Annotated in this window: 19 protein-coding genes; 3 read left to right on the plus strand and 16 right to left on the minus strand. The window is 33.9% G+C overall.

What is annotated here, in order from left to right:
- Positions 1-222: 222 nt before the first annotated feature.
- On the plus strand, positions 223-657 hold the full coding sequence (locus P2W65_RS21430) for a DUF6526 family protein (RefSeq protein ID WP_289661014.1): 435 nt from the start codon (positions 223-225) through the stop codon (positions 655-657).
- Between the two features lie 131 nt (positions 658-788).
- Here P2W65_RS21430 and P2W65_RS21435 read toward each other — a convergent pair whose 3' ends face one another.
- From P2W65_RS21435 to P2W65_RS21445, 3 genes are all read right to left on the minus strand, one after another.
- Positions 789-1,949: a hypothetical protein gene (locus P2W65_RS21435; RefSeq protein WP_289661016.1), complete on the minus strand. Its 1,161-nt coding sequence runs from the start codon at positions 1,947-1,949 to the stop codon at positions 789-791.
- Between the two features lie 395 nt (positions 1,950-2,344).
- The gene (locus P2W65_RS21440) at positions 2,345-3,763 is read right to left on the minus strand and encodes an MATE family efflux transporter (protein ID WP_289661018.1); all 1,419 of its coding nucleotides are present in this window, start codon (positions 3,761-3,763) and stop codon (positions 2,345-2,347) included.
- 61 nt (positions 3,764-3,824) lie between these two features.
- On the minus strand, positions 3,825-4,301 hold the full coding sequence (locus P2W65_RS21445) for a MarR family winged helix-turn-helix transcriptional regulator (protein ID WP_289661020.1): 477 nt from the start codon (positions 4,299-4,301) through the stop codon (positions 3,825-3,827).
- A gap of 172 nt (positions 4,302-4,473) precedes the next feature.
- On the opposite strand from P2W65_RS21445, the gene P2W65_RS21450 reads away from it, so the two are divergent.
- Positions 4,474-5,388, plus strand: coding sequence for a hypothetical protein (locus tag P2W65_RS21450; RefSeq protein WP_289661023.1), 915 nt, complete (start codon positions 4,474-4,476; stop codon positions 5,386-5,388).
- An 807-nt stretch (positions 5,389-6,195) separates the two neighbouring features.
- Here the strand turns inward: P2W65_RS21450 and P2W65_RS21455 are convergent.
- The 6 genes from P2W65_RS21455 to P2W65_RS21480 form a co-directional block, all read right to left on the minus strand.
- The gene (locus P2W65_RS21455) at positions 6,196-8,214 is read right to left on the minus strand and encodes a glycoside hydrolase family 97 protein (RefSeq protein WP_289661025.1); all 2,019 of its coding nucleotides are present in this window, start codon (positions 8,212-8,214) and stop codon (positions 6,196-6,198) included.
- A gap of 25 nt (positions 8,215-8,239) precedes the next feature.
- Positions 8,240-9,484: a glycoside hydrolase family 99 protein gene (locus tag P2W65_RS21460; protein WP_289661028.1), complete on the minus strand. Its 1,245-nt coding sequence runs from the start codon at positions 9,482-9,484 to the stop codon at positions 8,240-8,242.
- 290 nt (positions 9,485-9,774) lie between these two features.
- The gene (locus P2W65_RS21465; RefSeq protein WP_289661030.1) at positions 9,775-11,283 is read right to left on the minus strand and encodes a RagB/SusD family nutrient uptake outer membrane protein; all 1,509 of its coding nucleotides are present in this window, start codon (positions 11,281-11,283) and stop codon (positions 9,775-9,777) included.
- A gap of 28 nt (positions 11,284-11,311) precedes the next feature.
- Positions 11,312-14,329: a SusC/RagA family TonB-linked outer membrane protein gene (locus P2W65_RS21470; RefSeq protein ID WP_289661033.1), complete on the minus strand. Its 3,018-nt coding sequence runs from the start codon at positions 14,327-14,329 to the stop codon at positions 11,312-11,314.
- Between the two features lie 120 nt (positions 14,330-14,449).
- Positions 14,450-15,532, minus strand: coding sequence for a hypothetical protein (locus tag P2W65_RS21475; RefSeq protein WP_289661036.1), 1,083 nt, complete (start codon positions 15,530-15,532; stop codon positions 14,450-14,452).
- A gap of 8 nt (positions 15,533-15,540) precedes the next feature.
- Positions 15,541-16,062, minus strand: coding sequence for a DUF5004 domain-containing protein (locus P2W65_RS21480; RefSeq protein ID WP_289661038.1), 522 nt, complete (start codon positions 16,060-16,062; stop codon positions 15,541-15,543).
- Positions 16,063-16,543: 481 nt separating this feature from the next.
- Between P2W65_RS21480 and susR the strand changes: the two genes are divergently transcribed.
- Entirely contained in the window at positions 16,544-18,142 is a 1,599-nt protein-coding gene (susR, locus tag P2W65_RS21485) for a SusR family glycan utilization regulator (protein ID WP_289661040.1), read from the plus strand.
- A 342-nt stretch (positions 18,143-18,484) separates the two neighbouring features.
- Here susR and P2W65_RS21490 read toward each other — a convergent pair whose 3' ends face one another.
- The 7 genes from P2W65_RS21490 to P2W65_RS21520 form a co-directional block, all read right to left on the minus strand.
- Positions 18,485-19,708, minus strand: a complete 1,224-nt coding sequence (locus P2W65_RS21490) for a sterol desaturase family protein (RefSeq protein WP_289661042.1) — start codon at positions 19,706-19,708, stop codon at positions 18,485-18,487.
- A 133-nt stretch (positions 19,709-19,841) separates the two neighbouring features.
- Complete coding sequence (locus P2W65_RS21495; RefSeq protein WP_289661044.1) at positions 19,842-21,128, minus strand: Glu/Leu/Phe/Val family dehydrogenase; 1,287 nt, start codon at positions 21,126-21,128, stop codon at positions 19,842-19,844.
- A gap of 448 nt (positions 21,129-21,576) precedes the next feature.
- Positions 21,577-22,431, minus strand: a complete 855-nt coding sequence (locus tag P2W65_RS21500) for a DMT family transporter (RefSeq protein WP_289661047.1) — start codon at positions 22,429-22,431, stop codon at positions 21,577-21,579.
- Positions 22,432-22,534: 103 nt separating this feature from the next.
- Positions 22,535-23,998, minus strand: coding sequence for a magnesium chelatase (locus P2W65_RS21505; protein ID WP_289661050.1), 1,464 nt, complete (start codon positions 23,996-23,998; stop codon positions 22,535-22,537).
- Positions 23,999-24,126: 128 nt separating this feature from the next.
- A complete protein-coding gene (locus tag P2W65_RS21510; RefSeq protein ID WP_289661052.1) occupies positions 24,127-25,245 on the minus strand; it encodes a vWA domain-containing protein in 1,119 nt (372 codons plus the stop codon).
- 106 nt (positions 25,246-25,351) lie between these two features.
- Positions 25,352-25,732: a YchJ family protein gene (locus P2W65_RS21515; RefSeq protein ID WP_434783368.1), complete on the minus strand. Its 381-nt coding sequence runs from the start codon at positions 25,730-25,732 to the stop codon at positions 25,352-25,354.
- Positions 25,722-25,955 carry a hypothetical protein gene (locus tag P2W65_RS21520; RefSeq protein ID WP_057116258.1) on the minus strand — a complete coding sequence of 78 codons (234 nt, stop codon included), beginning with the start codon at positions 25,953-25,955 and terminating at the stop codon, positions 25,722-25,724. Before P2W65_RS21520 ends, P2W65_RS21515 begins: the two co-directional genes overlap by 11 nt.
- Between the last annotated feature and the right edge of the window lie 109 nt (positions 25,956-26,064).

The raw sequence follows: 26,064 nt of genomic DNA on the forward strand, positions 1-26,064 counted from the left end.
ACCGCTGCTCTTGAAGTAATTTTACAAAAAGAAAAACAAGTCCTAGTGAAGATTTGATTAACGAAGAGGAAAGACTTTATTCTTACTAAAATTACTTAGAAAACTGTAAAAAGTTTATACTATAAAGAGAACATTGGTTATGTTAGTTTATTTTTGGGAAAAAGCTGCTCTATAATTTTATAGAGCAGCTTTGTTTTTTAGAGTACCTTTAAAAGAAAAAACATGAAGATTCAAACCTATTACAATCATATACGGTTCTACAAACCGCACCATTTTATATATTATCCTATCTTAATTATATTTTTAATTAGCAGTATTTATTTTGCTATTACAACCGAAGATCATTTAATTTGGTCGTTTATAAGTATAGCCTTTATTTTCCTTTTTGCAGTCGCTTATATGCTGCGTCAGCATTATGCTTTAACACTGCAAAATCGAATTGTGCGTTTGGAAATGCGTTATCGTTATTTTACTTTAACAGGCAAAAGATTTGAAGAATTTGAATATAAATTAACTGACGATCAAATATTTGCTTTAAGATTTGCTCCAGACAATGAATTGATTCCACTTGTCGAAGATGCCTTAAAAAATAGTTTAAGCGGTGATGCAATAAAAAAAGCCATCGTACATTGGAAAGCAGATTATCACCGAGTTTAGCAATTTCAATGGCGAAAGTCAATGCAATGACTAAAATCAATGGCAAAAATCAATAGGAATGCCTAATGTTTCCTTTTAAAATTGACATTTTTATTCTTATTGATATTGTTTACTGAAATTGATATTGAATTTTACTTCTTCTTATTGAAAGGCAAATAAATAAAAAACAGTAAAAACCAAACGGAAACAATTACCATAAAATATATTCCAATAATATTAGGATGCAGATAATTAGGTTCGTAAAAGAGTCTTTCTAAAATCGTAAACTTTTCTGTCAAAGCCTTTCTATCAAAAATATTTTGGATGCCGCTTATTGGATCGTCATGATTATCTCTATAACGATAAACGTCTTGTGTTAATACTTTTGGAACTATACTTGACTCGATTTTGTATTTTCTAAACAACGTATCCAATTTCTGAAACTCATAAGTCAAAGAATCTTTTTTAGATTGATACAATAACTTATAGCGATCTTTAGCCAACTGATATTGCTGTTTATAAACAGAATCTCCCTTTATTGGTTTAAACAAAGATTTGTTTTGTAAAAAGATACAAATATCATCATCGTGTTCTGGATGTACCTGAACGCTCTTAAAAATGATTTCTGTACTATCATTAATCACTTTTTTTGAGATAATTCTTTTGTATAATTCTTCTTTATCAAAACCAAGAATATCTAGAATACTATCTGCTTTATTAGTTGTTTTATCAAAAGTGTTTGTTAAGACCTTGATTGTATCAACACTATAATAATTGGTTTCAATTATCGGATATTCGCCTGGAACAATTGTATCTTCCTGTTTAATTACGGGATAAGGTTTTGGGTATAAAATGTTCTCATAATTAAATAATTTATCAGAACTGTAAGAAGTGAATCCATACAAAAACGGATTGAGAACATTCAGCAGTCTCTTATCCTTATTAAAATCATTTTCAGAAAGTTCTGTTTTTAATTTGGCATTCATCCCAAAACTATAACTGATAAAAAATGAGAATGTTAAAAAAGAAATCAGCAATAAACAACCTGCAATTTGAAACAAACTTCCTATTTTATAACTTTCTCTCGAATGATTTTTCACTAAAAAAATCAGAAAGAAAAGTAAAAATAACCCACTCACAAAAAAATGTGAAATGGAAACGTCATCATAAAATTTAAAGCGGTAAAACTCTGTATAAATATCAATATTTGCTATTCCTTCAAAAGTAAAATAACCGTATAAAAAATAAACTAAATGAATGAAGGCTAATACAAGTAAAGATTTTACGAAATAACGTTTTAAGTTTTGGGTCATTTTTTTTTAAAGTTTCTAAGGTTCTGAGATTCTAAGATACTAAGTTTTTTTGAAAAGAGACAAAGTAGCCAAGAAACAAAGTGACAAAGTTTTTTTTGAAAAGAGACAAAGTAGCCAAGAAACAAAGTGACAAAGTTTTTTTTTTAAAAGTGACAAAGTAGCCAAGAAACAAAGTGACAAAGTTTTTTTTTTAAAAGTGACAAAGTAGCCAAGAAACAAAGTGACAAAGTTTTTTTTTTAAAAGTGACAAAGTAGCCAAGTGACAAAGTGACAAAGTTTTTTTTAAAACCCTCAAAAAAAAAGACGCACTGCTGTGCGTCTCTACAAAACCTTTGTCACTTTGTTTCTTTGTCGCTTTGTATCCTTGTGTCTTTGCGCCTTATAACCTTAGCATCTTATTTAACCTCAAAACCTTCTTCCACTATTTCTCGTTCTACTTTATCGATTAGTTTATTGGTTTTTCCTGTTAGTTTTTCTTTTTTCCAATCGCCTTTCACATACATTACAATAGTTATTAAAGCGGTTACGACCGAAGCAATTGGGAAAGCCCACCAAATTCCGTGTTTTCCTAAAGGAGTATTATGGGACAAAATAAATGCTAATGGAAACTGAATTACCCATTGTGAAACCAAAGTCAAAATCATAGGAAGTTTAGTGTTTCCAACTGCACGGAAAACGCCTGTTAGACAAAGCTGTAAACCTAAAAATCCCCATGAAAGGCAAGTAATTCTTAGCAACTCTGTTCCGCCTTCGATAACGGCTTGATCTCTTGGAACGAAAAAGGCAATTAGATAAGGCGCAAAAATAAAAGCAATAATTCCTAATCCTGTCAATAATCCGAAACCTAAATAAGCCCCTAACTTTGAAATTTCGGCCGCACGATCTACATTTCCTGCACCAATATTCTGTCCGACCAAAGTAGCAATTGCCATTGAAAGTCCTAAGGCAGGAATCAAAATCAGCTGAATTAAATTAGAACCTGCGCCATACGACGCTACAGTTGTAGTACCAAAACGTACAATTAGAAACGTAATCGCCATCATTCCTAAAGCACGCATAGATTGTTCTATAGAAGAAGGAAATCCAATCTGGAAAGCTCTTTTTATATGATTCCAATCTGGTTTAAAATCCTGAATGCGAAGATGGATTCCGTGTTTCCCTCTAAACAAAATCGCAAAACCAATAATAATTGCCAAAAGCTGTGTCGATAAAGTGGCCAATGCTGCGCCTTTTACGCCCATTGCCGGAATAAAATTCCATCCGTAAATAAACAATGGATCTAATGCGAAATTTAGGATTACTGTTCCCAAAACTATATAAACCGGCAACGTTACACGTCCAACTCCACGCATAATCGATTGAAAAATCATAAATCCGAAACTAAAAACCAATCCCACAAATGCCACTCTCATAAATCCTAGAGCATCGATATAGACTTGTGGTTCAACTTTCAAAAGATATAAAAAGTATGGGCTCAGAATATATCCAATAATAGACAAGACAACAGAAACTATGATAACCATAGATAAAGTCTGCGCCGCCACGTGATTGACCATTTTCTGATTTCCTGCACCAAAATATTGCGCAATTAAGATAGATCCAGCAATGGCTAAACCAGTTCCTAAAGCAATGGTTAAAAATATTACTGGCGTACTGATAGAAACTGCTGCAACAGCATCGCCTCCTAATCGACCAACCCAAAAGGCATCAACTAATTGATAAGCAGCCTGCAAAAGATTGGCAATCATAATGGGAACGGCCAATTTTAATAATGAAGAAAGAATGGGACCTTCTAATAATTCGTTTTTTTTCATTTTTTAATCAAATAATCATTTAAAATAAGTTGACATATCAACTTTTAAAGTGTAAAAAAAATTAAAGCGTTTCTAATTTGTCAGCATAAAATCTCACGGCATTCAAGGCTTCAATTCTTTCTTTTGGACTAAACACAGACATTACTTCTTCTTCTGCCCTTTTCATAAGAGATCGAATGTTTTTTGCCAAAGTGCTTCCTTCATTCGTAAGACTTACGATATTCTTTCGTTTATCGGTTTTATCTTTTACAACCTCAACCAGATTCTTCTTTTCCAGTGAATTTATACTTCTTAAAATAGAAGATTTATCACGCATCGTTTTATCTGACAATTCTCGCTGCGAAAGACTTTTATGGTTTAAAATCATTAGCAATGGTAATTGTTCTAACTGAAGTGTAATTCCTTCCTCAGTCATTAACGCGTTGGTGCGTCTAAAAATTGCGCGTTTGATACGGTGGATTTGAAAGAAGAAACTGTCGGATATTTCCTCTTTCCAAAAATTTGAAAAACTTTCTTTATCTGTATTTACCTTTTCCATGAGGCAAAGTTACAAAAAAGGATGACATGTCAACTAATTTTAAATAAATTCTTATTTTACTGATAACCAAATACTTCAACATAACAATTCAATCCTAAAAAGAAAAATGAACGATAATATTTACTAACTTTATTGTTAAATATTACCCAATCAAAATCTAAAAACAAATCTGATGAAAAAATTATTATTTTTTTTGGTAATGACGTTCTTTTGGATTCCGGTAAATGCCCAAACATTTGCAGAGGCAACTTCAATTGAAAATTTAACGACTGTTAAATCTGAAAGTGAAAATTTTCAGGATAATTATGCCGATGATCTTCCGTGGCACGCGAGAAGATTTAAAGTGACTGCTGGTGTATTTTTTCCTGTTAACAACACGGAGGTTAAGGTTGGCAGCAATAATGGTCAATTTGGAAATTTAATTGATTTTGAAAAAGACCTTGGCTTTAACAAAAGTACAACTTCATTTTTCGGAGCTTTTGAGTGGAGAATCTCCCGAAGATCTAGACTTGGTGCAGAATATTATTATCTAAGTAGAAAATCTACGAAAACACTTCAGAAAGAAATTGAATTTCGTGATCACGTATATCCTGTAGATGCTACAGTTTATGCATTCATGGACAATCATATCGGAAGAATTACTTATGGCTATGCCTTTATATCGAAACCAAAATATGAAATCGGAGCTCTTATTGGTGCGCATGTTTTATTTGGCGATCTAGGAATTGGACTGGCAGGCGCAACAGCAAATTTAGAAGTTAAAGATAATTTTGGCTTTACTGCTCCTCTTCCTGATCTTGGTATTTGGGGGGAATTTGTATTAGGACGAAAAGTGGGGCTTTATGCTAACTTCAATTACTTCGCCATTAAAATCAATGACTTTGACGGGAGATTATTGAGTTACAATTTATCTGTTTTGTATAATGTCTATCAAAATTTCAGTTTAATGGCGGGTTATACTGGACTAAATATTAGAGTCGACATGGAAAAAGAAAGGCTTAATGGATTCTTTAAATGGGGTTATAATGGTCCTACTTTAACGGCTACTTACAGCTTTGGGAATCATGTGAAGCTTTATAAGCATTGATTTTTTTTTAAGTTGCTAAGGTTCTAAGGTTTCTATACTTTGAGTGTATTTTTTTAACCGCAAAGACGCAAAGGTTAGCGCAAAGTTCGCAAAGTTTTTTTAGGAATATGTTTATCAACATAAAGTTCGCAAAGCTTTGTGTTGATATAGCTTTGCGAACTTAATATCCTCAATGTATAACACTTTGTGAAAAAATCTTAGCGAACTTTGCGGTAAAATTAAGCGTTCCAAAAAAAAACAAAACCCGATAACCGCTCCACTATCGTTTTTTTTTACCGCAAAGAGCGCAAAGATTTACGCAAAGGACGCAAAGTTTTTTTTTAAAGAAATATGTTTACCAACATAAAGTTCGCAAAGCTTTCTGTTGATATAGCTTTGCGAACTTAATATTCTCAATGTATAACACTTTGTGAAAAAATCTTAGCGAACTTTGCGGTAAAATTAAGCGTTCCAACAAAAAACAAAACCCGATAACCGCTCCACTATCGTTTTTTTTACCGCAAAGCACGCAAAGATTTACGCAAAGGACGCAAAGTTTTTTTTAGGAATATGTTTACCAACATAAAGTTCGCAAAGCTTTGTGTTGATATAGCTTTGCGAACTTAATATTCTCAAAGCATAACACTTAGCAAAAAATAACCTTTGTGCTCTTTGCGTTAAAAAAATACGCGCTCCAACAAAACCTAAAACCTGTAATAAAAACAAACCCGATAACTGCTTTGCTATCGGGTTCATTACCAAACTTAAACTACTTAACTCAAAAAACTCAGTATCTTAGAAACTTAGCATCTTAGAAACTGAAAAAACTTATTTCTCGATTGGAGAAAATTTTATTGCTGTTCCTCCGCCAGCAGCCAACTTAATGTTTAAAACGGTTTTGCTGTTTACTTTTTGTTTAGAGATTGTAACTGGATACGGATTGGTTTTATAATTGGCTCCTGTTCCGTCTGCGTAGATTTCTGCTTCGTATTCTTTGTCTTTATCTAAAAATGATAACGCGACTTTTAAGTCTCTTGCATTTCTATTTGTGATTGAACCTAAATACCAGTTTTTCTCGTCCCAATCTTTACGTACAATTGTAGTGTATTCTCCAATTTTTGAATCTAAAACTTTGGTGTCTGACCAAGTGCAAGGAACATCTTTTACAAATTGAAATTCCGGTTTTCCTTCATAATTTTTAGGTAAATCTGAAGCCATCTGCAACGGACTGAAAATAATAACATATAATGCCAATTGATTTGCCAAAGTCGTCTGTACTTTTGCTCCAGAAGGTGTTTTATAATCAAAATTGAAATTCCCTGGAGTGTAATCAAAAGGCCCAGAAAGCATTCTGGTAAAAGGCAAAGTGGTTAAATGTTCTGGTGTATTTCCTCCATCTACAGACCATGCATTATATTCCTGCCCTCTACCTCCCTCTTGTGACATGAAATTTGGATAAGTACGTTGTAATCCCGTTCCTTTCATAGGTTCGTGATTGTCAATCATAATGTGATATTTCGCTGCCGTTTCGATTACTTTTCTGTAATGACACGCTCCGTATTGGCTGTCGTGCCATTCTTTTTTGTCCAAATATTTGTTTACATAACCCGTTTTAACCGAATTCACTCCCATTTTCTGATACAATTTGAAAGCATCTTCCAATTGATTCTCATAATTTTTGGTTGCTCCAGCAGTTTCATGATGTCCGATCAAACGAACATTTTTCACGGCAGCATATTTCGTGATTTCTTCCAAATTAAAATCGGGATAAGCTTTTACAAAACTAAATGCAGAACCGTCAGCAGTCCAATCGCCATCCCAGCCTTCATTCCAGCCTTCTACTAAAACGCCGTCAAAACCATTTTTCGCAGCAAAGTCAATGTATTCTTTAGTATTCTTGGTCGTTGCACCATGTTTTGGGCCTTGCCCCCAGGTGTACTTTTCCAAATGCATTCCCCACCAGATTCCAATATATTTCGATGGCGTAATCCACGATAAATCCTCAATTTTTGAAGGTTCGTTTAGATTCAGCATAATGGTTGAAGTTGCAACATCTCCAGGATTTTTTCCAACTACAATGGTTCTCCACGGCGTTTTAAAAGGCGTTTCAGCATAAACTTTTACACCATCAGCCCATGGCACTAAATCACTTTTGTATTGTTTATCAGATGTTTTTAAAAGTGTCATTGAAGCAAAATCCGTAAGATTCGCTTCATGAATCGCTACATACAATTTGTCTTTGGTTTCAAAAGTGGCTGGCGTATTAATCGTATCCGTTTTACTCATTAACGTTTTACGATATTCACTTTCGTAATAACTGTTTTCGCGGTGAACCGGAATCCACCAGACTTCATTATTATCTTTAAAAGTAAATTGTGTTACTTCATTTGAGATTTTGACTTTTCCTAAATTCGGCTGTTTTGGAAATTCATATCGAAAACCTAAACCATCATCAAAAACTCTGAAAATAATATCCACCAAACGCTCTTCGCCTTTTGCTTCTTTTAAGTGAACAATTAATTCGTTATGATGATCCCTTACTTTTTTGAATTCGCCCCAAGGCTGTTCCCAGGTTTCATCTGCCGATTTTTCTTCTGTTGAAATGACTTCAAAACCATCGGTCATTTTTGGCAGTTCTTGGAATTCAAATCCAAGAAGAGAAGGCTCAATAACCGATTTCCCGTTAGAAGAAAAACGATACTGTGGCTGTCCCGAAGGTGTTAGTTCAAAAGTAAGTTCAGAGATTTTTTCAGGAGAACTGATTTTATACGTTTTTTTAGTACTGCAGGCAAAAAGCAACATGGATGCCAGCGCGACTATACAGTATCTATATTTATTGTTTTTCATTATTTAAATTGTATTAATTACCGCTCTATTTAATTTCGCTTAATACTTGTTTTGCCTTTGCTGACTGCATCGAAACAAAATAATTAAACGCTTGATCGAGTTTTTTCTGGGCATCGACATTTCCTTTTTTCTGTACGCGTAAATCATACAATTTGCTGATATCAGAAAAAACATTTTCTGTATTTTTTACTCCCGAAAAAGCTTTTATTTTTTCGATATAAGAATATCCAAATTCTACGGTTGGTTCAAACATAGTTCCTTCTCCAAAATCATTCCACGTAATCAATTGCAGGTAATTGATATTGGCATTTTTAGCCAAAGTCAATGTTTCATCAAGTGTCGCTCCGTTGTTATGTTCTATTGTCCATCCAATTGCCGCTCCGCCTCCACCTGCAGCATAAAAATCTTTAAAACCAGGATAAGCGCTTCCCATTGCTACTCCCAATTTTGGTTTTGTATTGGTGTAAAAATTAGTCAGATAACTATTGTCTTTATAAACCCATGCATACTCTCCAGCGGCATTATCGCCTGCTTTTGCTGAATGATCCCAAAGGGTTAAAAATGTTGGTTTTGTAGTTAAAGTCCCAAACACATTTGTCCATTCAGCAGCAGTCTGCAAAACGATTGGACCAAAATTCATCAAAAGAGGTTTCCCATTAATTTTGATATAATTAGCATCAGTAAAATAATTATTTTGAACATAAGCTAAATCTGTTTTTGCCGCACTGGTGACCGAAATTGCTTTTCCAGCATTGACAACATTGGTTAAAAAACGGTCTTCATAAACAATCGCATATTCTAAACCTACTTTATCCAGCATTTCAATTAACTGCTCTGTATTTTCCTTGACCATTCGGTAATCGTTTACATCATAAGTGCCGTACCAATCGATCAGAATACCATCAATTCCTGAATATTTCATCAGTAATAAATGATTTTCAATCACATTTTTATCGCCTGAATGATACGGCCCAATCAGCGGATAATAATAAGATGCAATTTCTCTACGACCGTTTGCTCCAATATTGTTCGGATTTTTGTTGGCCATTGTCCAATGATATCCCCATTTTTTATCGGCACTGCTTTCGTTGGTTTCAAACCACGGCATGTAGTGCATATAAATTTTGGTGCTGTTGGTTTTCTCAATCGCAACAGGCGCTGTTTTTTCTGGTTCTGTTGGCTTATCTGAACCTTTGTCATCGCTGCTGCATCCAGCAACCATCACAATGTTCATTAAACCAAAAACCAATGATGTGATATATCTTTTCATATTGTTGTGCTTTATATTTTGTTTTTACCACAGATTATAAAAATTACAAGGATTTTATTCTTGGGTAATTTATTTCACGCAGATTTAAAAAAGATTTAAGCAGATTCACACAGATTCATTTTTATGATATTTAAATTTAAATCTGCTTTAATCTGCAGAATCTGCGTGAAATAAAATCACTTTTTAAATCCTAAAATTCAGTAATCAACCTTTTAACATCTGTTGCAAAAAATTAAAAACATGTCAGCCTTCCACGACTAACCAACATGGAAGACTGACATTCTAGTAACCTAATTTGGATACCCAGGATTTTGTTTTAGGTTTTTATTTGTTGTTAAAACAGTGCTTGGAATTGGGAAAATTGCTCTATATTTCTCTGTTGCACCTTTTGACCACCAAGGCAGGAAGAAAGTTCCAAAACGAATATTGTCTGTTCTTCTTCTTCCTTCGAAAGTGAATTCTTTCAGCAATTCTTGATCGATAAAAGCTAAATCAATTGTTGCCGGCATTTCTTCTCCTGCACGTGCAGTAACCTGCTGTAAAAATGGTCTTGCTAAATCTGGCGAACCTAAACGAACATAACATTCTGCCTGCATCATTAAAATTTCTGAATAACGAATTAGGACAAAATCGTGGTCACGTTCCCATTGTTCTCCTGCTTTCATTTCGTATTTAGCCAAACGTACTCCTTCATTTTCTTTAGCATCTTCTAAACTTGTCAGATTCTCAGTATAAGTTAGTGGTTCTCCATTATCCATCATAATTACAGAACCTGTTGCCAAGTTGATCTGATCGCCTTCCAGCATACATTTTTTTCTTTTGTCTGTATCAGCGAAAGCGGAATAAACTCCTGGCTGTGCGCACATTCCGTTTGCACTCCACGGATAGTTTCCTATTGGCGAAATCGCTAATTTTTGATTGTAATGTGCTGACATCGAATTCATATAATTTCCAACTGTTCCTGCTTTTGAATCATAAGGAATAGCAAAAATAATTTCAGATGAAGTCTGATTTTCGGTTACGAAATTGGCAAAGAAATCTGGTGTTAAACTATACCCCGTAACTTTCTGACATGCATCTAAACAATCCTGCCAGCGCGCTACCCCAATGAATGCTTCAGAATTAAGATATAATCTCGCTAAAATAGAATAAGCAACATTTCTAGTCAATTTAGAATACACCACATTTGGGTTTAAATGCGGAATAGCATCTGTCAATTCTTTTTCAACAAAATCATAAACCTGTTTTCTAGTTGAATTCGAAGGCAAATCTGTATCCTCAAAATTGGTTACAATTGGCACATTTCCGAATAAATCTAAAAGATTGTAGTAGTAATAAGCCCTAAGCGCTTTTAGTTCTGCAAAAATGGGTTCTTTAGCTTTATCGGATAAAGACGATTTATTGATTTGATAAATAATCGCATTGATCTTTGCAATTCCAGTGTAATTGTAACGCCAAGCCGAAAGAATCATTCTGTTATCTGCTTTCCAAGTATGTTTTTGTGCATCTTGATACTGCCCGCCATCGTACCAGTTGGTTCCTCTTGTTGGAATTGTGGCTTCGTCTGAAACAACTTCATTCAAAAAGAAAACATATTCGCAGGTTGGAAAGTTATTTGAGATTGCATCAGAGAATCCTCTTAACGAAGAATAAGCTCCTCCTACCAGCGCATCAATTTCCTTAGTTGTATTCCCGAACTCACCATCTTCTACCTGATCATACAACTGTTCGTTCAAATCAGTACATGATACCGTAAAAAGCATGCTTAAAAGTATTGCTGCTGTTATTTTGATTTTCATTTTTAATATTTTATGGTTATCAATTCGCTTAATTATTCAGCGTAAAATTTAGTCCAACAGAAATGGTTGTTGGTCGAGGATAATTATTATATCTGTCAATTCCAGGAGCTGCCAATCCAGTTTGATCCATAACTCCAGTTTGATTAATTCCGTCCTGAGCATTTAATCCAATCTCTGGATCTACACCTTTGTAGCTTGTAAATACAAATAGGTTTTCTCCCATTACATAGAATCTTACTTTAGATTTTTTGTATTTCAATGGTAATGTATAACCAAGAGATAAGGTTTGAAGTCTGAAGAAAGAAGCATCTTCGATCCAATAATCTGAATACTTTGGAGCAGAAGTAATACCGCTGCTTAAGAAATCGTCAGGAACGTTAAATGATGGTAACCTGTTAGGATCGTTCAACATCATGTTAGTTGCGTTTAAAGCTTTTTGTCCAAACATTCCGTATCCTGAAATTCCAAGATCAAAATTTCCGTAAGTGAAATTCATCGCAAGACCTAAAGTCAAGTCTGGCTGAATATTACCTAAGTCTGTTTTATCAGCATCAACCAAAGCACTTTCTTGCACAACCTGTCCTGCAGCATTGTAATATTGTATTTTACCATCTGCATCTAAACCTGCATTTCTGAATCCCCAGAAAGTTCCAACAGGATATCCTTCAGCAATAATCTGAGAATATTGTCCGGACATCCCAGCTAAACCGTGTAAAGAACCGCTGTAGATTACATCTGTTTTATAAGTTGGATTTGAAAGTTTTTCGATTTTCTGAACGTTATGTCCTAACGTTAAATTGGCATTCCAGTTGAATTTCTCACCTTTAATGATGTCAGCATTCAAAGTCAACTCTACTCCTTTGTTAGACATTTCACCTACGTTAGCCAGCATTGTTCCCACTAAATATGGAGGCTGAGGCACTTCATACGTGTATAATAAATCTTTTGTTGTTTTAGAATAATATTCGAAAGATCCCGTAATCCTATTGAAAAGACCGAAATCAAAACCAACGTTAATTTGCTGTGTAGATTCCCATTTCAAATCAGGATTTGGATTTTGTTTTGGCGAATAGGCCAAACTCCATGTTTTAGTAACAGGATCGTAGTAACTGTCGTTTCCAACTCCTAAAATAGAAAGCGATTTGTACTCTCCAATTCCGTCCTGATTACCTGTAACTCCGTAACCAACTCTTAATTTTAAATTGTCTAACCAACCTTTTGAAGATTCCATAAATTCTTCGTTAGAAATTCTCCACGCTGCAGAAGCAGAAGGGAAAGTTCCCCATTTGTTATTTTCTCCAAAACGGCTAGATCCGTCACGTCTTACAGTTGCGGTCAATAAATATTTACCATCGTAACCGTAGTTGGCACGAGCATAAAAAGAAACTAAATTTGATTTTCCTTTGTATGAATACACATCTCCTAAACGATAATTATAACCCGCTCCTAAATTGTTATAGCTGAAAGCATCGGTTACGAAACCACCTCTCTGAGCTCCAAAACCTTGATAAATATTTTCTAGATAAGAATACCCTGCCAAAGCACTAATATTATGTTTATCAATTGTTTTGTTGTAGTTTACATAAAGCTCGCCTTGTGCGTTAGTAAATTCAGCATAAGTTCTTTGCGCAAAACCGCCTTCAGTCTGACCTTCCATAACAGCATAAGATGGTTTGTACGTTCCTCCTTTTACGGCATTGTGTTCCAATGAAATATTAGCCGTAGCGGTAAAATCGTTTAAAAATTTCACATCTGTTTTGAAATAACCTAAAAGTCTGTGTCTTTCATTATCAAAAGTTCTGTTGGTTAAAATCTCAACCGGGTTTTGATAAATATTTCCTGTTACAGAAGAAAATGATCCATCTTCGTTGTAAACCGGGATTGTTGGATTTAAGTTATAAGCTCTTTCAAAAATTCTGTAATCAATTGGGTGCCATTTGTCGATGTTTGCAAATAATCCCATATCAAATTTTACCTCTTTGTTGTCTCCAAGAAACTGATAAGCACTAACGTTTCCGCTGATTCTTTCTAAACCTGATTTTTTAATAACACCTTCATTATTCAAATATCCAATAGAAGTTCTAAAACCGCTGTCTGCCTTTCCTGAATTAATGCTTAAAGTATGAGATTGAGAAATCGCTGTCTGCTCGATTGCTTTCTGCCAATTCGTATTTCCACCATAATCTACAGCATCTGCATTTCCTGTCTGACGAACATAACCTCTCCATTGGTTTGCAGATAAAAGATCTAAATTGTCTGTTACATAACCAATGCTTGATAAACCATTATAAGTTACAGAAACTCCTTTAGTTCCAGATTTAGTTGTAATCATAATTACCCCATTTGCTCCTCTAGAACCATAAATTGCTGTTGCAGAAGCATCTTTCAAAACGTCAACCGATTTAATATCTGCTGGCTGCACGACATTGATATCTACACCTGCAATACCGTCAACCACAATTAACGGACTATTGCTAGCTGTTAAAGAAGTTCCTCCACGAAGACGGATTGTAGAACCTGCTGCTGGATCACCAGAAGGACGAATGATATTTAAACCTGCTACTTTTCCTTGTAAAACCTGTTCTGTAGAAGAAATTGTTCCTTTTACTAAATCATCTGCGCCAACAGTTGAAATAGCTCCGGTTAAATCTGATTTTTTTACTTTACCATAACCTACAGAAACTACTTGTACTTCTGCCAACGCATAACCGTCATTCTGCAGACGCACATCATAATTGGAAGTATTAGCAGTAATTTGAACTTTCTGAGTTGTAGATCCAATAAAAGAAACTTCGATTGCACCTCCTACGGCTACCTGAAGACTAAATTTACCATCAAAATCTGTTGTAGTTCCGTTTTTTGTTCCTACTTCAATGATAGAAGCTCCCGGCAAAACGCTGCCAGTATTGTCGTAAACGGTTCCTGATATTTGTTTTTTTCCTTGTGCAAATAAACCAGCAGAAAGAAAAAGCATAAATATCATCAATACCGTTGCTTTAGCAGTCCACATTTGATGCAGGACGCTTTTTGTATTTTTACTATTCATATGAAACTATTTATTGTTTTTATCTGTCATATGTAATTCGCATATCAACTATTGGTTTTACGACCAACTTTTCTTTTATGCTCATTTCATTAGAATTGATGTTTTAATTTAATAGTGAATTTATTTGTCTAAAGTTTTAAGCGGAATTGTAGTATCCGAAATCGTTTTGTCTTTGTTGTCTTTTACCAAAACGTGGATTTCGCTTAAATTCGGAAGGCCGTTTAGTTCTGAAACTAAATTCACAAAGCCTTTAATTTCCGTAGTTCCTCCAGAAAACTCACCTGAGAATGTTTTTGTTCCTGCCGTGATTGTGTAAAGCAATTTGTTTACACCCACTTCGTTATTTTTTCTGGACATTCCCAAGAAATCTTTCTGACTAATTTGCAATGGAAAAAAGCTGAAACTTGGTGGTGGTGGCGGAATAAATTCACCTGCATAAATAATTTGATCACCAGAATTTGTTGTCCAGTCTTTTGCAACCATCAAGAAAGTGATGTTTTCCATAACAAAACCAGCAGGCGGATTGTAGTACTGCTGCGGAATCAAATCCATTCTATAAAAACCATTTCCTAGATCTTTCAATTTTGTTTTTTCAGATACATCTGGAAGCCATGCCTGATATTCCTGTAAAACCGCCCAATTGTTTAAACCACTATGAAAATGAACACTTGGGACACCTGCAAAACCATCTTTCAAATTAGAATTGAATAAAATACTAACTGGTTTATCAATCAAAGGTTTTGACGGATACGATCTGATTAACTCATTTGCAGTATAGAAAGAAGAAAAATCAGTGTATGGCATATTGGCAACATCACTTTGTTTCGATCCGTTAAAGTTTTTTAAACGAAACCAAAATCCAGCGCTCGCAGCAATTTCAGCCGGAGTTTTAGAAAAATAAACGGTTGGAGTTAAAGTAAAACTCCAGATTTTATTTCCTTCATATTTCAGTTTTGCAAAACTCGAAGAATGTTCCCAGTTTCCTGCATCCGGTTCAGATGGAGACCAAATCCAGATGTATAAATCTTCTGTTTCTGCAAACGTAGTTCCTGATAAATCGAAATACCAAGTAACTTGTTCATCATATTTGTACACTACAGGAAATGACGACATTGGCCCTACAGCTCCGGCATTTTCTTGCGCCTGAATAAAATTAGGAGCCATCAAAAAGGCAAGTAAAATTGTATATATAAACTTTTTCATATTACTTTTTAATTAATAGCATTTAATTTAAAGATGTAAGACACAAACGGAGTACCACCAGAAGAACGCACTAACTGAAGCTGCATTTCTTCATTTTTACCTGGAACAGACATTAATCGAAGTTCATCTGTTTTCTGCGTTTTTTGTGCATCGCTGTACAGATAGATTTTTGTTGCACGGTCATTTGTTTGTTGGAAATCTGAACTTAGTTCCCAATACCCTTTTGGAGCAAATAAAGGCGGAACGTTTCCAGTTACTTCATAACTTGTCGGCCTGTTTTTTTCGTCTACGCTAAAGTTGATTTTAAAATCTTCGTAGTCGAAATAAGTACTCAAGTTTTCTTCACTCGGTTCGATCTTATTTGCTTTCGCAGTTTCATCGACCATTTTCAAATTTGCTAATTGCCAATTGCCGTTTACTTTCTCATAAATGGTAATTGGATCTACGTAGCTTCCATCTTCTGTGTTATCGCAACTAATCGCAAAAAAACACATTAAAAGAGCTAACCAATAAAAGCTTTTACATTTCATAAAATTTTGGTTTTTGTTAGTTTGTTACCCCTTCAAAAGGATAGAGCGAAGCTAGAAGTTAAATAAAACTTAAAAAAAATATCTGAGAAAAATCAAGATAAAATCAGAAGAATTAAAACATCAATTATTTGAATATCAATATTTTATAATTATTTTTACAAATGAAAAATCAAGACGCTGTTTAGATAAAAATCAGTAGTTTTTTAATGGTTAAAATGACAATATGTGAAATATTTGCTATTATTTTTTCACTATGCATATATATAAATAGTTTTTATTGTATAATTGCAAATAATTTATCCGTTTTTAACATTTACAGCTTATTTTTGATTCAAAAAACTCCTTCTAAAGCGATGTTATTAAACTATTTACAAGATTCTGAGATTTTAGGTTTCCTTTAATTTCAAACTTATTTCTAATTTTAAAAACGAATTAACTAACTATATCAAACAACCCATTTACCCTAAACCAAAACCAAATCATGCAAAGAATATTGATACTCCTTTTCTTTATTGGAGGTTTTTCTCTGACTGCGAAAGAGACAAATCCTTATTTAGAAGAATTAGATCAGGTACTTTTGAAAAAAGATGTCTATCTAAAACAGAAATATCGAAAAATTGAAGCTTTAAAGAAAAATGTCTCTAAGTTTACACTTAACCAAAACAATGAAGAGCTGTACAATTGTTATATGTCACTTTTTGACGAATACAAATCTTTTAAATACGACTCTGCTTATTACTATTTGGAACAATCTAAAATCAAAGCCAAGATTTTAAAAGACCCGAAGTTTTTATCTAAAAGCCGTATTAAGGAAGGTTTTGTACTGCTTTCTTCTGGACTTTTTAAAGAAGCAATTGATACTTTGAATGTAATTGATGACACTAAACTAGATATCAAAAACAAGTTTGAATATTACAACATAAAAGCCCGTGCTTACTATGATTTAGCCGATTACAACCGTGATCAGCGTTTTAATATTCATTATGTCCAACAGGGTAATCATTTCTTAAAAAAAGCTTTAGAATTAATCGGAACCAATACCAATGAATATTGGGCCGCCGAAAGTTTGAAACGCCTCAAACAACAGGATTGGCGTGGTGCAGAATTTGCTTTCAGCTATTGGATTAACAATTATAATCTGCCTCCAGATTATTATGGCATTGCAACTTCGAGTCTTGGTTATATTTATTCGGAGAGAGGTTATACAAAAAAGGCGATTCAATATCTTGCTCTTGCCGCTATTGCCGATGTTAAAAATGCAACAAAAGAAACCGTTGCGCTCAGAAATTTAGCCAATGAACTTTTCAAAATGGGTTATTTGGACAAAGCCAATGAATACATTAACATCGCAATGGATGATGCGACTTTTTACAATGCCAGACATCGAAAAATTGAGATTTCATCAATTCTTCCAATTATAGAAAAAGCGCAGTTGAATAATGTAAAAGATAAAAATGACAAACTGGAAAAGATCATTATTCTTTTAACCATTTTAACTGTTATTATCTTTGTTTTCTTGGGAATTATCTTCAAACAATTAAAAGAGAAAAACAAGGCCCGAAAAACGATGGCTGAGTCTTATTTAAAACTGCAGGAAATGAATGTAAGTTTAAGCGAAGCCAATGCGATCAAGGAAGAATACATTACATATTTCATTAAAGCGACTTCAGCGTTCATTAATAAAATCGATCATATTCAGAAGAGTACACTTCATAAGATTATTACCAAAAAAACAGATGAAGTTATTGCCAGTTTAAAGCGTTATAATGTAAAGGAAGAAAGAGAAAACTTATTTCATCAGTTTGATGAAATCTTCCTGAGATTATTCCCAACTTTTGTAACAGAATTCAATAAATTGTTTCCAAACGATCATAAATGCGTTGTCAAAAAAGGAGAGCTTCTCAATACCGAATTGCGAATTTTTGCTTTGTACCGATTAGGAATTCAAGACAGTAACCAAATGGCAGAATTCCTAGAACTTTCTGTGGCTACAATTTATACTTATAAAACCAGAATCAAAAGTAAATCTGATTTTAAAGATACTTTCGAGCAGAAAATTATGGAGATTAAGACTATTTGAGATTCTGAGCTACTAAGCTACTAAGATGCCAAGGTTCTAAGTTTTTTTTAGCCACGAATTCACGAATTTTTCTTTCAATCAATTCGTGTAATTATCCAGCACAAATTTCGCGTATCATTTTAAATAAAAATTCGTGAATTCGTGGCTGAAAAAATATTTCGCTCCGCTGGAGCTCTTTTGTACAACAAATATCTTTTCTATAAATATTTCGTCCCTCTGGGACTTAAGTTTTTCCGCCACGAATTCACAAATTTTCTTTTTCCAATAAATCTGCATAATTATCGAACACAAATTTCCATATCATTTTAAATAAAAATTCGTGAATTCGTGGCTGAAAAAAAACTATTCAACAGGTTCCAACTGTAAAATTGTATTTTGATAAATGGTGCTTAATGAGAATAATTGTTCTACGAAAATCATAATTGCGATTGGAACAAAGAAAAACACCAGCAAACCTTCTTCGTACAAAAAATAAGTCGAAATCATAGCAAGTCTGGTATACTCTAGATAATATATCCATTTTCGTTGTTCTAATAAAGCACCGCAGTTTATTAAAGTTAGAATAACCAATGAAAGTACGAATATCTTATCATAACTTTCTAAATAATCAAAATAATAGGTAAAAGCGGTTAAAATGAAAGTGCAGATCCCCAATTGTATATAAAGGTAATTTTTAAATCGAAGTCGTTGATGCGGATTGCTTTTATCTTGTAGAAAACGTTTTTCGAGAACTGGTCGAATATCCTGATCCATATGGGCTGGGCTTCCAAAAACGGCCTTCCATCTAGCTTTAAATCCGCTGGAGCGTTTCCATAATTCATAAATTTCAAAGTAATAATGAAAATGCTGCCATAAAAAACTATAACTTTTTAATGGATGTGTTAATCCATATTTTGGTTTTTCTTCTTCGGTTTGAAATGTTCCAAAAAGACGATCCCAAAAGGTAAACATATCTCCGTAATTTTTATCCAGATATTTTTCATCAGAAGCGTGATGAACTCCATGAACAGCAGGCGTTACAAAAACATATTCCAGCCATTTTATTTTTCCGATAAGCTGTGTATGCGTGAAAAAAGAGTAAGCACCATGAACAATCAGCATTGTAATTACCATTGAAGGATGAAAACCAATAAATGGCAATATACACCAAAATCCTGTTCTAATAATGGCTTGAAAAGTAGTAATTCTCGCTGCTGCAGTAAAATTAAATTCTTCACTATGATGATGTACAATATGCGCCGCCCAAAAGAAATTGACTTCGTGTCCTAATCTGTGATACCAATACCAGACAAAATCTGTAGCGAGAATCAATGCTAACCAGACAAAAGCATTGCTTGGAATCTCAAAAAGTCTGTAATCATCATAAATGAAATAATAGAGCTGATAAAAACTAGCTGCAACAAATAAGTTAATCAAACGCTCAGCAATCCCAATGCTGATGTTAGAAACTGAGCTTTCGTAGTTAAAAATTTCAGGCCTTTTTCTGCGTTGAGCAAGCTTATATTCTAAAAATAAAAAAAGAAAAAAGGCCGGCATGGCAAAAGCTAGAAAGTTGATATTTTTCATTTGGGTAATATTTTTCGTTTCTAAAATTATGTTCAAATAACACAAACGAAAAAGACATTTCCATCAATTACGCTTTTAGGGAGACTAAAAATGCAATCAACGAAAATGATCTTTTACGAAGTAAACCTGATTATTAATTCTGTTTATATTGAGGTGCTTCCAAAGCCACTTCTTTAACCGACTGTGTTTCGGCTACTTTTTTCAAAGCAATAATATAAGCAGCAATACGAGGCGTTACATTGTGTTTTACTGCCACTCTAAAAACAGTATCAAAACCTTTTTCTAAAATATCCTCCAAACGTTTATTAATCTGGTGGATTCTCCAAGACTCCAAAAGTGAATTCTGAAGCCACTCGAAATAAGAAACGGTAACACCGCCCGCATTAGCCAAAATATCAGGAACAACTAATATATTTTTATCATGCAGAATCTGATCTGCATCTGAAGAAACTGGCCCATTGGCTCCTTCTACAATAATTCTTGCTTTAATATCGCCCGCATTCTTCTGCGTAATCACATCTTCTTTGGCTGCAGGAATCAATAAATCAGTTTCTAAAAGCAATAAGTCTTCATGTTTGATGGCAACCGAATTTGGATAGCCTTTAATCGTTTTGTTATTCAGATTGTAATACAAAATCAATTCTGGGATATTAATTCCATTCGGATTGTAAAAAGCTTCAGAAACATCGCTCACCGCAATGATCTTCACTCCCTTTTCATATAAAAACAAAGCTGAATGTAGTCCCACATTTCCAAATCCTTGAATAACGGCTGTAGCTCTTGCAGGTCTAATTTTCAGTTTTTGAAGAGCCAAAAGACTGATGATACTAACGCCACGTCCAGTTGCTTCTACTCTACCTAAAGATCCACCAGAATGCAGGTGTTTTCCTGTAACAACAGCGTGGATTGGTCTTCCGTGCAGTAATGAAAATTCATCCATTAACCAGCCCATTTCGTCTGGGCCAGTTCCCATATCTGGCGCTGGAACATCTTTTTCCGGGCCAAAAATATCTGATAAAGCTTTGGTATAAGCTCTTGTAATTTTTTCCAATTCGGTTTTAGAATGTTTTCTCGGGTCACAGATAATGCCGCCTTTTGCACCGCCAAACGGAATTCCAGTTACAGCAGATTTCCAGGTCATCCAGGCGGCAAGTGCTTTTACTTCGTCCAGATTTACAGCAGTATCGTAACGAATGCCACCTTTTGAAGGCCCTAAAGCCGTATTGTGAATTACTCTGTAACCTTCAAAATTCTGCACTTCTCCATTATCCAAAGTGATAGAAAAGTTTACGGTAATCTGTTTTTCTGGTCGCTGCAGTTTTTGTTTGATAGAATCATCTAAATTCAAAATTTCTGCTGCTATATTAAATCGATCAATCATCGATTGAAAGGGATTGTGTTTTATAATTTCTGAACTCATAATTATAGTTTTAGGTTTGGGTTATCTTTTATATCTTTTTATTCTTCTCTTGAAGAATTTCTATTTCTATTTCTTAAGATTTACTGCAACACAGAATTTTTATTAAACCGCTGTGCATTAAAATCTTTCTGTTTCTGCTGGTTCTCATATTTCTATTTTTTAATGATTCAAAAAAAAGCCTTTCATGGTGCAATGAAAGGCTAAAAAAAAAAAAAATAACTAACAAGTACTTTCTCTATTAACGCCATTTCAAAACGTGATTCATCATGCAGCACATCGCAAAGCTGCAGTTGAAAGACATCTTAATATTTCGGCTAAAGTTTTTCATTGTTGAAGCAAAGCTACAAATTATATTTATAAATTCTATAGAATTAGTAGAATTTAATTTAATTAATTTTAAACACAACTCAAAATCAGCTGTAAATTAAAGAATTAGAGATTAAAAAAATTACTGCAGTTGTGATAAAAAGATAAAAACAATAGCAATTAAGGCCAAAAACAATCCAAAAATATTGATTTTAGAAAGTTTCTCTTTAAAGAAATAAGCACCAACAATAGTTCCTAAAACAATTACCCCCATATTCATTCCTGCAAAAACCGTTGATGGATTTTCGGCAAATGCTTTATGTGCTTTCAAATAAAACAGAATATTACAGAAATTAAAGATTCCAACCAAAATACCAAAAGGGATATTTTTGGGTTCAAATTTTTCTTTTTTAATTAAAAGCTTATAAACAACTATCGCAATAGAAACCGCAAAAGCAATTAGAAATACAAAAAACAATGAAGTTGTATAAGGTACAACCGTGTATAACGCAATTTTCTTGAAAAGAATATCTACAATTCCAAAACCAAACAAAACCATTGCAGGATAAATCCATTTGTTTTCGTTATTGTCTGATTGTTTTCTCAGAATAAATAAAAGAGCCACAAAACCAACCAAAACTCCAACAACCTTATAAGTATTAAAAGCTTCATTAAATAACAACCAAGCCGCTAAAATTGGGATAAAAAGAGATAATCGCTGTGCAGCATCGGTTTTGACAATTCCCATAAACTTTATCGAAAGTGCCAAAAATAAAAATACGATTGGCAATAAAATTCCGACTGCTGTATAAATCCCTATAGGAGCATTATTGTCTAAAGCATTTAAATCCGGACTAAAAGTAAAATAACAAAGTGCTATTGCGGCAACATAATTGAAAGAAATAATCTGAGAAGGATTGGCATTGTACTTTCTCGAAACCTTGAAAATAACACCAACAATAACACTGCATAAAATGCTTAGAATAAGAAACAACATAGATTTATATTTGGACTGTAAAAGTAAACTATTGTAAAACAAAATGGTCCAACCGGTTTTAAAAAACCAGCTAGACCAGATTAAATTATCTTAAAAGTTATTTTTAGAATTTACTGATGTAACTTCCGTAAATATCCCTAAACTGATTTCCTTTATCAAATCGGTCTTTACTTAACTTTTTATATTCTACCAATCCCCATAAAACAAATTCCTTCAAGAAATAAATATCTTCTTTCGCTGTTTCTGGTTGGTATTTTTTAAGTAAATCATCTAAAGGTGTTACTTCATCCAGGATACTTTTATAATCATTATCTGAAGCATCATCTAATAATTCGAAACCACTTTCGGCAAAAAACCATTCTACTACATCAGAATATGGCGTTTTTTCGTCTGGTTTTTCTAGTTTTTCAATTTTCGGAAAATACTCTGGAAACAAAGTTCGAATCGCCGAACCAATTAGAGTTTCCGCCACAACATCGGCTCCCTCCTGCTCTCCTTCATAAACCAATTCTACTTTTCCTGTAATCGCTGGAATAATTCCGATAAAATCAGATAATCGTAAAGTCGTTTTCTCTACGCCAGAAATTAAAGCACGACGTTCTGCTGTACTAATTAAATTTTCAAAAGCTGTAATACTCATTCTAGCACTTACACCGCTTTTATTATCGATGTATTCACTTTCTCGGGCTTCAAAACTAATCTGTTCTAAAATATCTCTCGCCAAACTTGGTACATAAACAAGATCGGTTTGGTTCTTATCCAATTTAGATTCCTGTTCTGTAATTGTTCTCGCAATAGCTATACTTTCTGGGTAATGAGTTAAAATCTGCGAACCAATTCTATCTTTTAAAGGCGTAACAATACTTCCTCTATTCGTATAATCTTCTGGATTTGCTGTAAAAACAAACTGCATATCTAAAGGCATTCTCAATTTAAAACCTCTAATCTGGATATCACCTTCTTGCAGAATATTAAATAATGCCACCTGAATTCTAGCTTGTAAATCGGGTAATTCGTTAATCACAAAAATACAGCGGTTGGCTCTCGGAATCATTCCGAAATGAATTACACGATCATCTGCATAGGATAATTTCAAGTTTGCCGCTTTGATTGGATCAACATCTCCAATTAAATCAGCAACGGTTACATCTGGAGTTGCCAGTTTTTCAAAGAAACGTTCGCTTCTATGCAACCAAGAAATTGGAGTCTCCTCTCCTTTTTCTGCAATTAAATCCTTTGCAAAGCGAGAAATTGGATTTAGCGGATCATCATTAATTTCCGAACCTTCCACAAATGGAATATATTCATCCAATAATTCCGCCATTTTACGAGCCAAACGTGTTTTAGCCTGTCCGCGAAGTCCTAGTAAATTAATATTATGACGAGATAAAATAGCTCTTTCTAATTCTGGAATTACCGTATTTTCGAATCCATGAACACCTTCAAAAACAGGTTTTCCTGATTTTATTTTTTCGCGAAGATTATTTCGCAATTCATCCTTAATGCTTGTACTTTTATATCCAGTGGCTTTTAATTGACCTAATGTCTTTATAGTATTGATTTCCATTGTATTGAAATATAGATTGTTTATTAATTGATTTGGCGAGTGTTAGACGCACCGCGATGCGTCTCTACGATATGCGTTATGTTTACTCGACCGCAGAGAAACCTTAGTATCTTAACGACTTAGAACCCTTATTTAATCCTTTTCTTTCTATTCGCTTCATAATCTTCAAAAATCATTTCGCCCAAACCTTTAATTCCGGTATAAAATGCTTTCCCCTGATTCGCTTCTGTGAACTGATTTACAAATCGCTGCAAATAAGGATCTCTAGCAATCATAAAAGTAGTAATCGGAATATGAAGCTTTCTTGCCTGCTGTGCCTGTGTATAACATTTATCCACAATATACTCGTCTAAACCGTTACTATTCATATAATAAGAACCATCACGTTCACGAACGCAGCTTGGTTTTCCGTCGGTAATCATGAAAATCTGCTTGTTGGTGTTTCGTTTTCTTCGCAGAATATCCATTGCCAATTGCAAACCTGCAACCGTATTAGTATGATATGGTCCAACTTGCAAATAAGGTAAATCTTTAATTGGAATTGTCCAGGCATCATTACCAAAAACTAAAATATCCAAAGTATCTTTAGGATATCTTGTTGTGATTAATTCTGCTAATGCCATTGCTACTTTTTTGGCTGGTGTAATACGATCTTCGCCGTACAAAATCATACTATGGCTGATGTCAATCATCAATACCGTACTCATTTGAGCTTTGTATTGCGCATCTTCTACGATCAAATCGTTTTCAGTAAGCATAAAACTTTCGACACCATTATTGACCTGAGCATTTCGAAGACTTTCAGTTAATGAAATTCTTTCCAGACTGTCACCGAAATTATATTCGCGGAATTCTCCCGTATGCTCATCGCCGCTTCCGGCATATTTGGTTTTATGATTTCCGCTTCCGGATTTTTTCAGGTTTCCAAAAATCTGATCTAATGCCTGCTGTCTGATTGCTCTTTCGGTTTTTGCAGTAATTCCTAAACCAGAACTTCCATCATCTTTTACTTCATCTCTGATATAACCCTTCTTTTTTAAATCTTCGATAAAATCTTCTATGGTATAATTCTCGTCGGTAAGTTTGTATTCTTTATCCAGTTCCCTGAGCCAGTTGATGGCTTCATCAAAATCACCCGAAGTATGGGTAATCAACTCTTTAAAAATCGTAAAAAGTTTGTCAAACGGAGACTGAAAAGGAGCTTCGTAAGTCTTAAAATAAAAGCCTTTTTTAAAATCGTTTTTCATAAATCTAAAATTACATCTTTTTAGAATTATGAAAAACGAATCGATTATTAATTTTTAGTTAAAATATTTAATCAAAAATCTCAACTAACAGTGTTAGATGTAATAATTATTCAAACTTTCCGTCCAAATAATACCACGCTCCATTTTCGAACTTAAACGTAGAAAATTCATAATGTGTCTGAGGTTTATTATTTGAATCTAAAAAATACGCTTTGAATTCTACGGTATTTTCTGTAGAACTAAGGATTTCCAATTTTTGCCATTTATTAGAAACAGCCCATCTTAAAATTTCAGTTTTTGAATAATATTTCCTTTCTGAAACATAAGTGGTTTCCATTAAATAATTAGCATTATGAGTTGCATAAGCGGAATATCTCGAACGCATTAAAGCTAATGCTGAAGGTGCTTTTTGACCGTTGTTTAAATATAATCCACAGCAGTTTTCAAAAAGCAATCCTGTATCGCAGAAACATTTTTTACTCTCCATCGACTGGTTCTTCTCCATTAATTTTTACATGAAGCTGGTTCAATAAAACCTGATAACGGGTGATTTCTCTCACTTCTTCATCCTCTTCTGCAAAATCAATCATTTCGTCTAATGTTTCGCTTACTTCTAATAATTTATTATTAGCTTCTCTGTCATTTTTTGCAGCGATTAAATCGATAATTTCTTGTACGCTTGCTTTTAGGGTTTCGAATTTTGAATTCATATGGTTTTGTTTTTTTTTGCCACGAATTACACAAATTTTCACTAATTTTTAATCTGCATGGAACCCAAATTTTAAATAAAATTCGTGCTAATTAGTAAAATTAGTGGCT

Origin of the sequence: Flavobacterium panacagri (genome assembly GCF_030378165.1) — a bacterium.
Classification (GTDB): domain Bacteria; phylum Bacteroidota; class Bacteroidia; order Flavobacteriales; family Flavobacteriaceae; genus Flavobacterium; species Flavobacterium panacagri.

What these genes read in the sequence shown, in the direction of transcription:
- P2W65_RS21430 (WP_289661014.1), top strand. Translation starts at nt 223, where the DNA reads ATGAAGATTCAAACCTATTACAATCATATACGGTTCTACAAACCGCAC.
- P2W65_RS21435 (WP_289661016.1), bottom strand. Translation starts at nt 1,949, where the DNA reads ATGACCCAAAACTTAAAACGTTATTTCGTAAAATCTTTACTTGTATTA.
- P2W65_RS21440 (WP_289661018.1), bottom strand. Translation starts at nt 3,763, where the DNA reads ATGAAAAAAAACGAATTATTAGAAGGTCCCATTCTTTCTTCATTATTA.
- P2W65_RS21445 (WP_289661020.1), bottom strand. Translation starts at nt 4,301, where the DNA reads ATGGAAAAGGTAAATACAGATAAAGAAAGTTTTTCAAATTTTTGGAAA.
- P2W65_RS21450 (WP_289661023.1), top strand. Translation starts at nt 4,474, where the DNA reads ATGAAAAAATTATTATTTTTTTTGGTAATGACGTTCTTTTGGATTCCG.
- P2W65_RS21455 (WP_289661025.1), bottom strand. Translation starts at nt 8,214, where the DNA reads ATGAAAAACAATAAATATAGATACTGTATAGTCGCGCTGGCATCCATG.
- P2W65_RS21460 (WP_289661028.1), bottom strand. Translation starts at nt 9,484, where the DNA reads ATGAAAAGATATATCACATCATTGGTTTTTGGTTTAATGAACATTGTG.
- P2W65_RS21465 (WP_289661030.1), bottom strand. Translation starts at nt 11,283, where the DNA reads ATGAAAATCAAAATAACAGCAGCAATACTTTTAAGCATGCTTTTTACG.
- P2W65_RS21470 (WP_289661033.1), bottom strand. Translation starts at nt 14,329, where the DNA reads ATGAATAGTAAAAATACAAAAAGCGTCCTGCATCAAATGTGGACTGCT.
- P2W65_RS21475 (WP_289661036.1), bottom strand. Translation starts at nt 15,532, where the DNA reads ATGAAAAAGTTTATATATACAATTTTACTTGCCTTTTTGATGGCTCCT.
- P2W65_RS21480 (WP_289661038.1), bottom strand. Translation starts at nt 16,062, where the DNA reads ATGAAATGTAAAAGCTTTTATTGGTTAGCTCTTTTAATGTGTTTTTTT.
- susR (WP_289661040.1), top strand. Translation starts at nt 16,544, where the DNA reads ATGCAAAGAATATTGATACTCCTTTTCTTTATTGGAGGTTTTTCTCTG.
- P2W65_RS21490 (WP_289661042.1), bottom strand. Translation starts at nt 19,708, where the DNA reads ATGAAAAATATCAACTTTCTAGCTTTTGCCATGCCGGCCTTTTTTCTT.
- P2W65_RS21495 (WP_289661044.1), bottom strand. Translation starts at nt 21,128, where the DNA reads ATGAGTTCAGAAATTATAAAACACAATCCCTTTCAATCGATGATTGAT.
- P2W65_RS21500 (WP_289661047.1), bottom strand. Translation starts at nt 22,431, where the DNA reads ATGTTGTTTCTTATTCTAAGCATTTTATGCAGTGTTATTGTTGGTGTT.
- P2W65_RS21505 (WP_289661050.1), bottom strand. Translation starts at nt 23,998, where the DNA reads ATGGAAATCAATACTATAAAGACATTAGGTCAATTAAAAGCCACTGGA.
- P2W65_RS21510 (WP_289661052.1), bottom strand. Translation starts at nt 25,245, where the DNA reads ATGAAAAACGATTTTAAAAAAGGCTTTTATTTTAAGACTTACGAAGCT.
- P2W65_RS21515 (WP_434783368.1), bottom strand. Translation starts at nt 25,732, where the DNA reads ATGGAGAGTAAAAAATGTTTCTGCGATACAGGATTGCTTTTTGAAAAC.
- P2W65_RS21520 (WP_057116258.1), bottom strand. Translation starts at nt 25,955, where the DNA reads ATGAATTCAAAATTCGAAACCCTAAAAGCAAGCGTACAAGAAATTATC.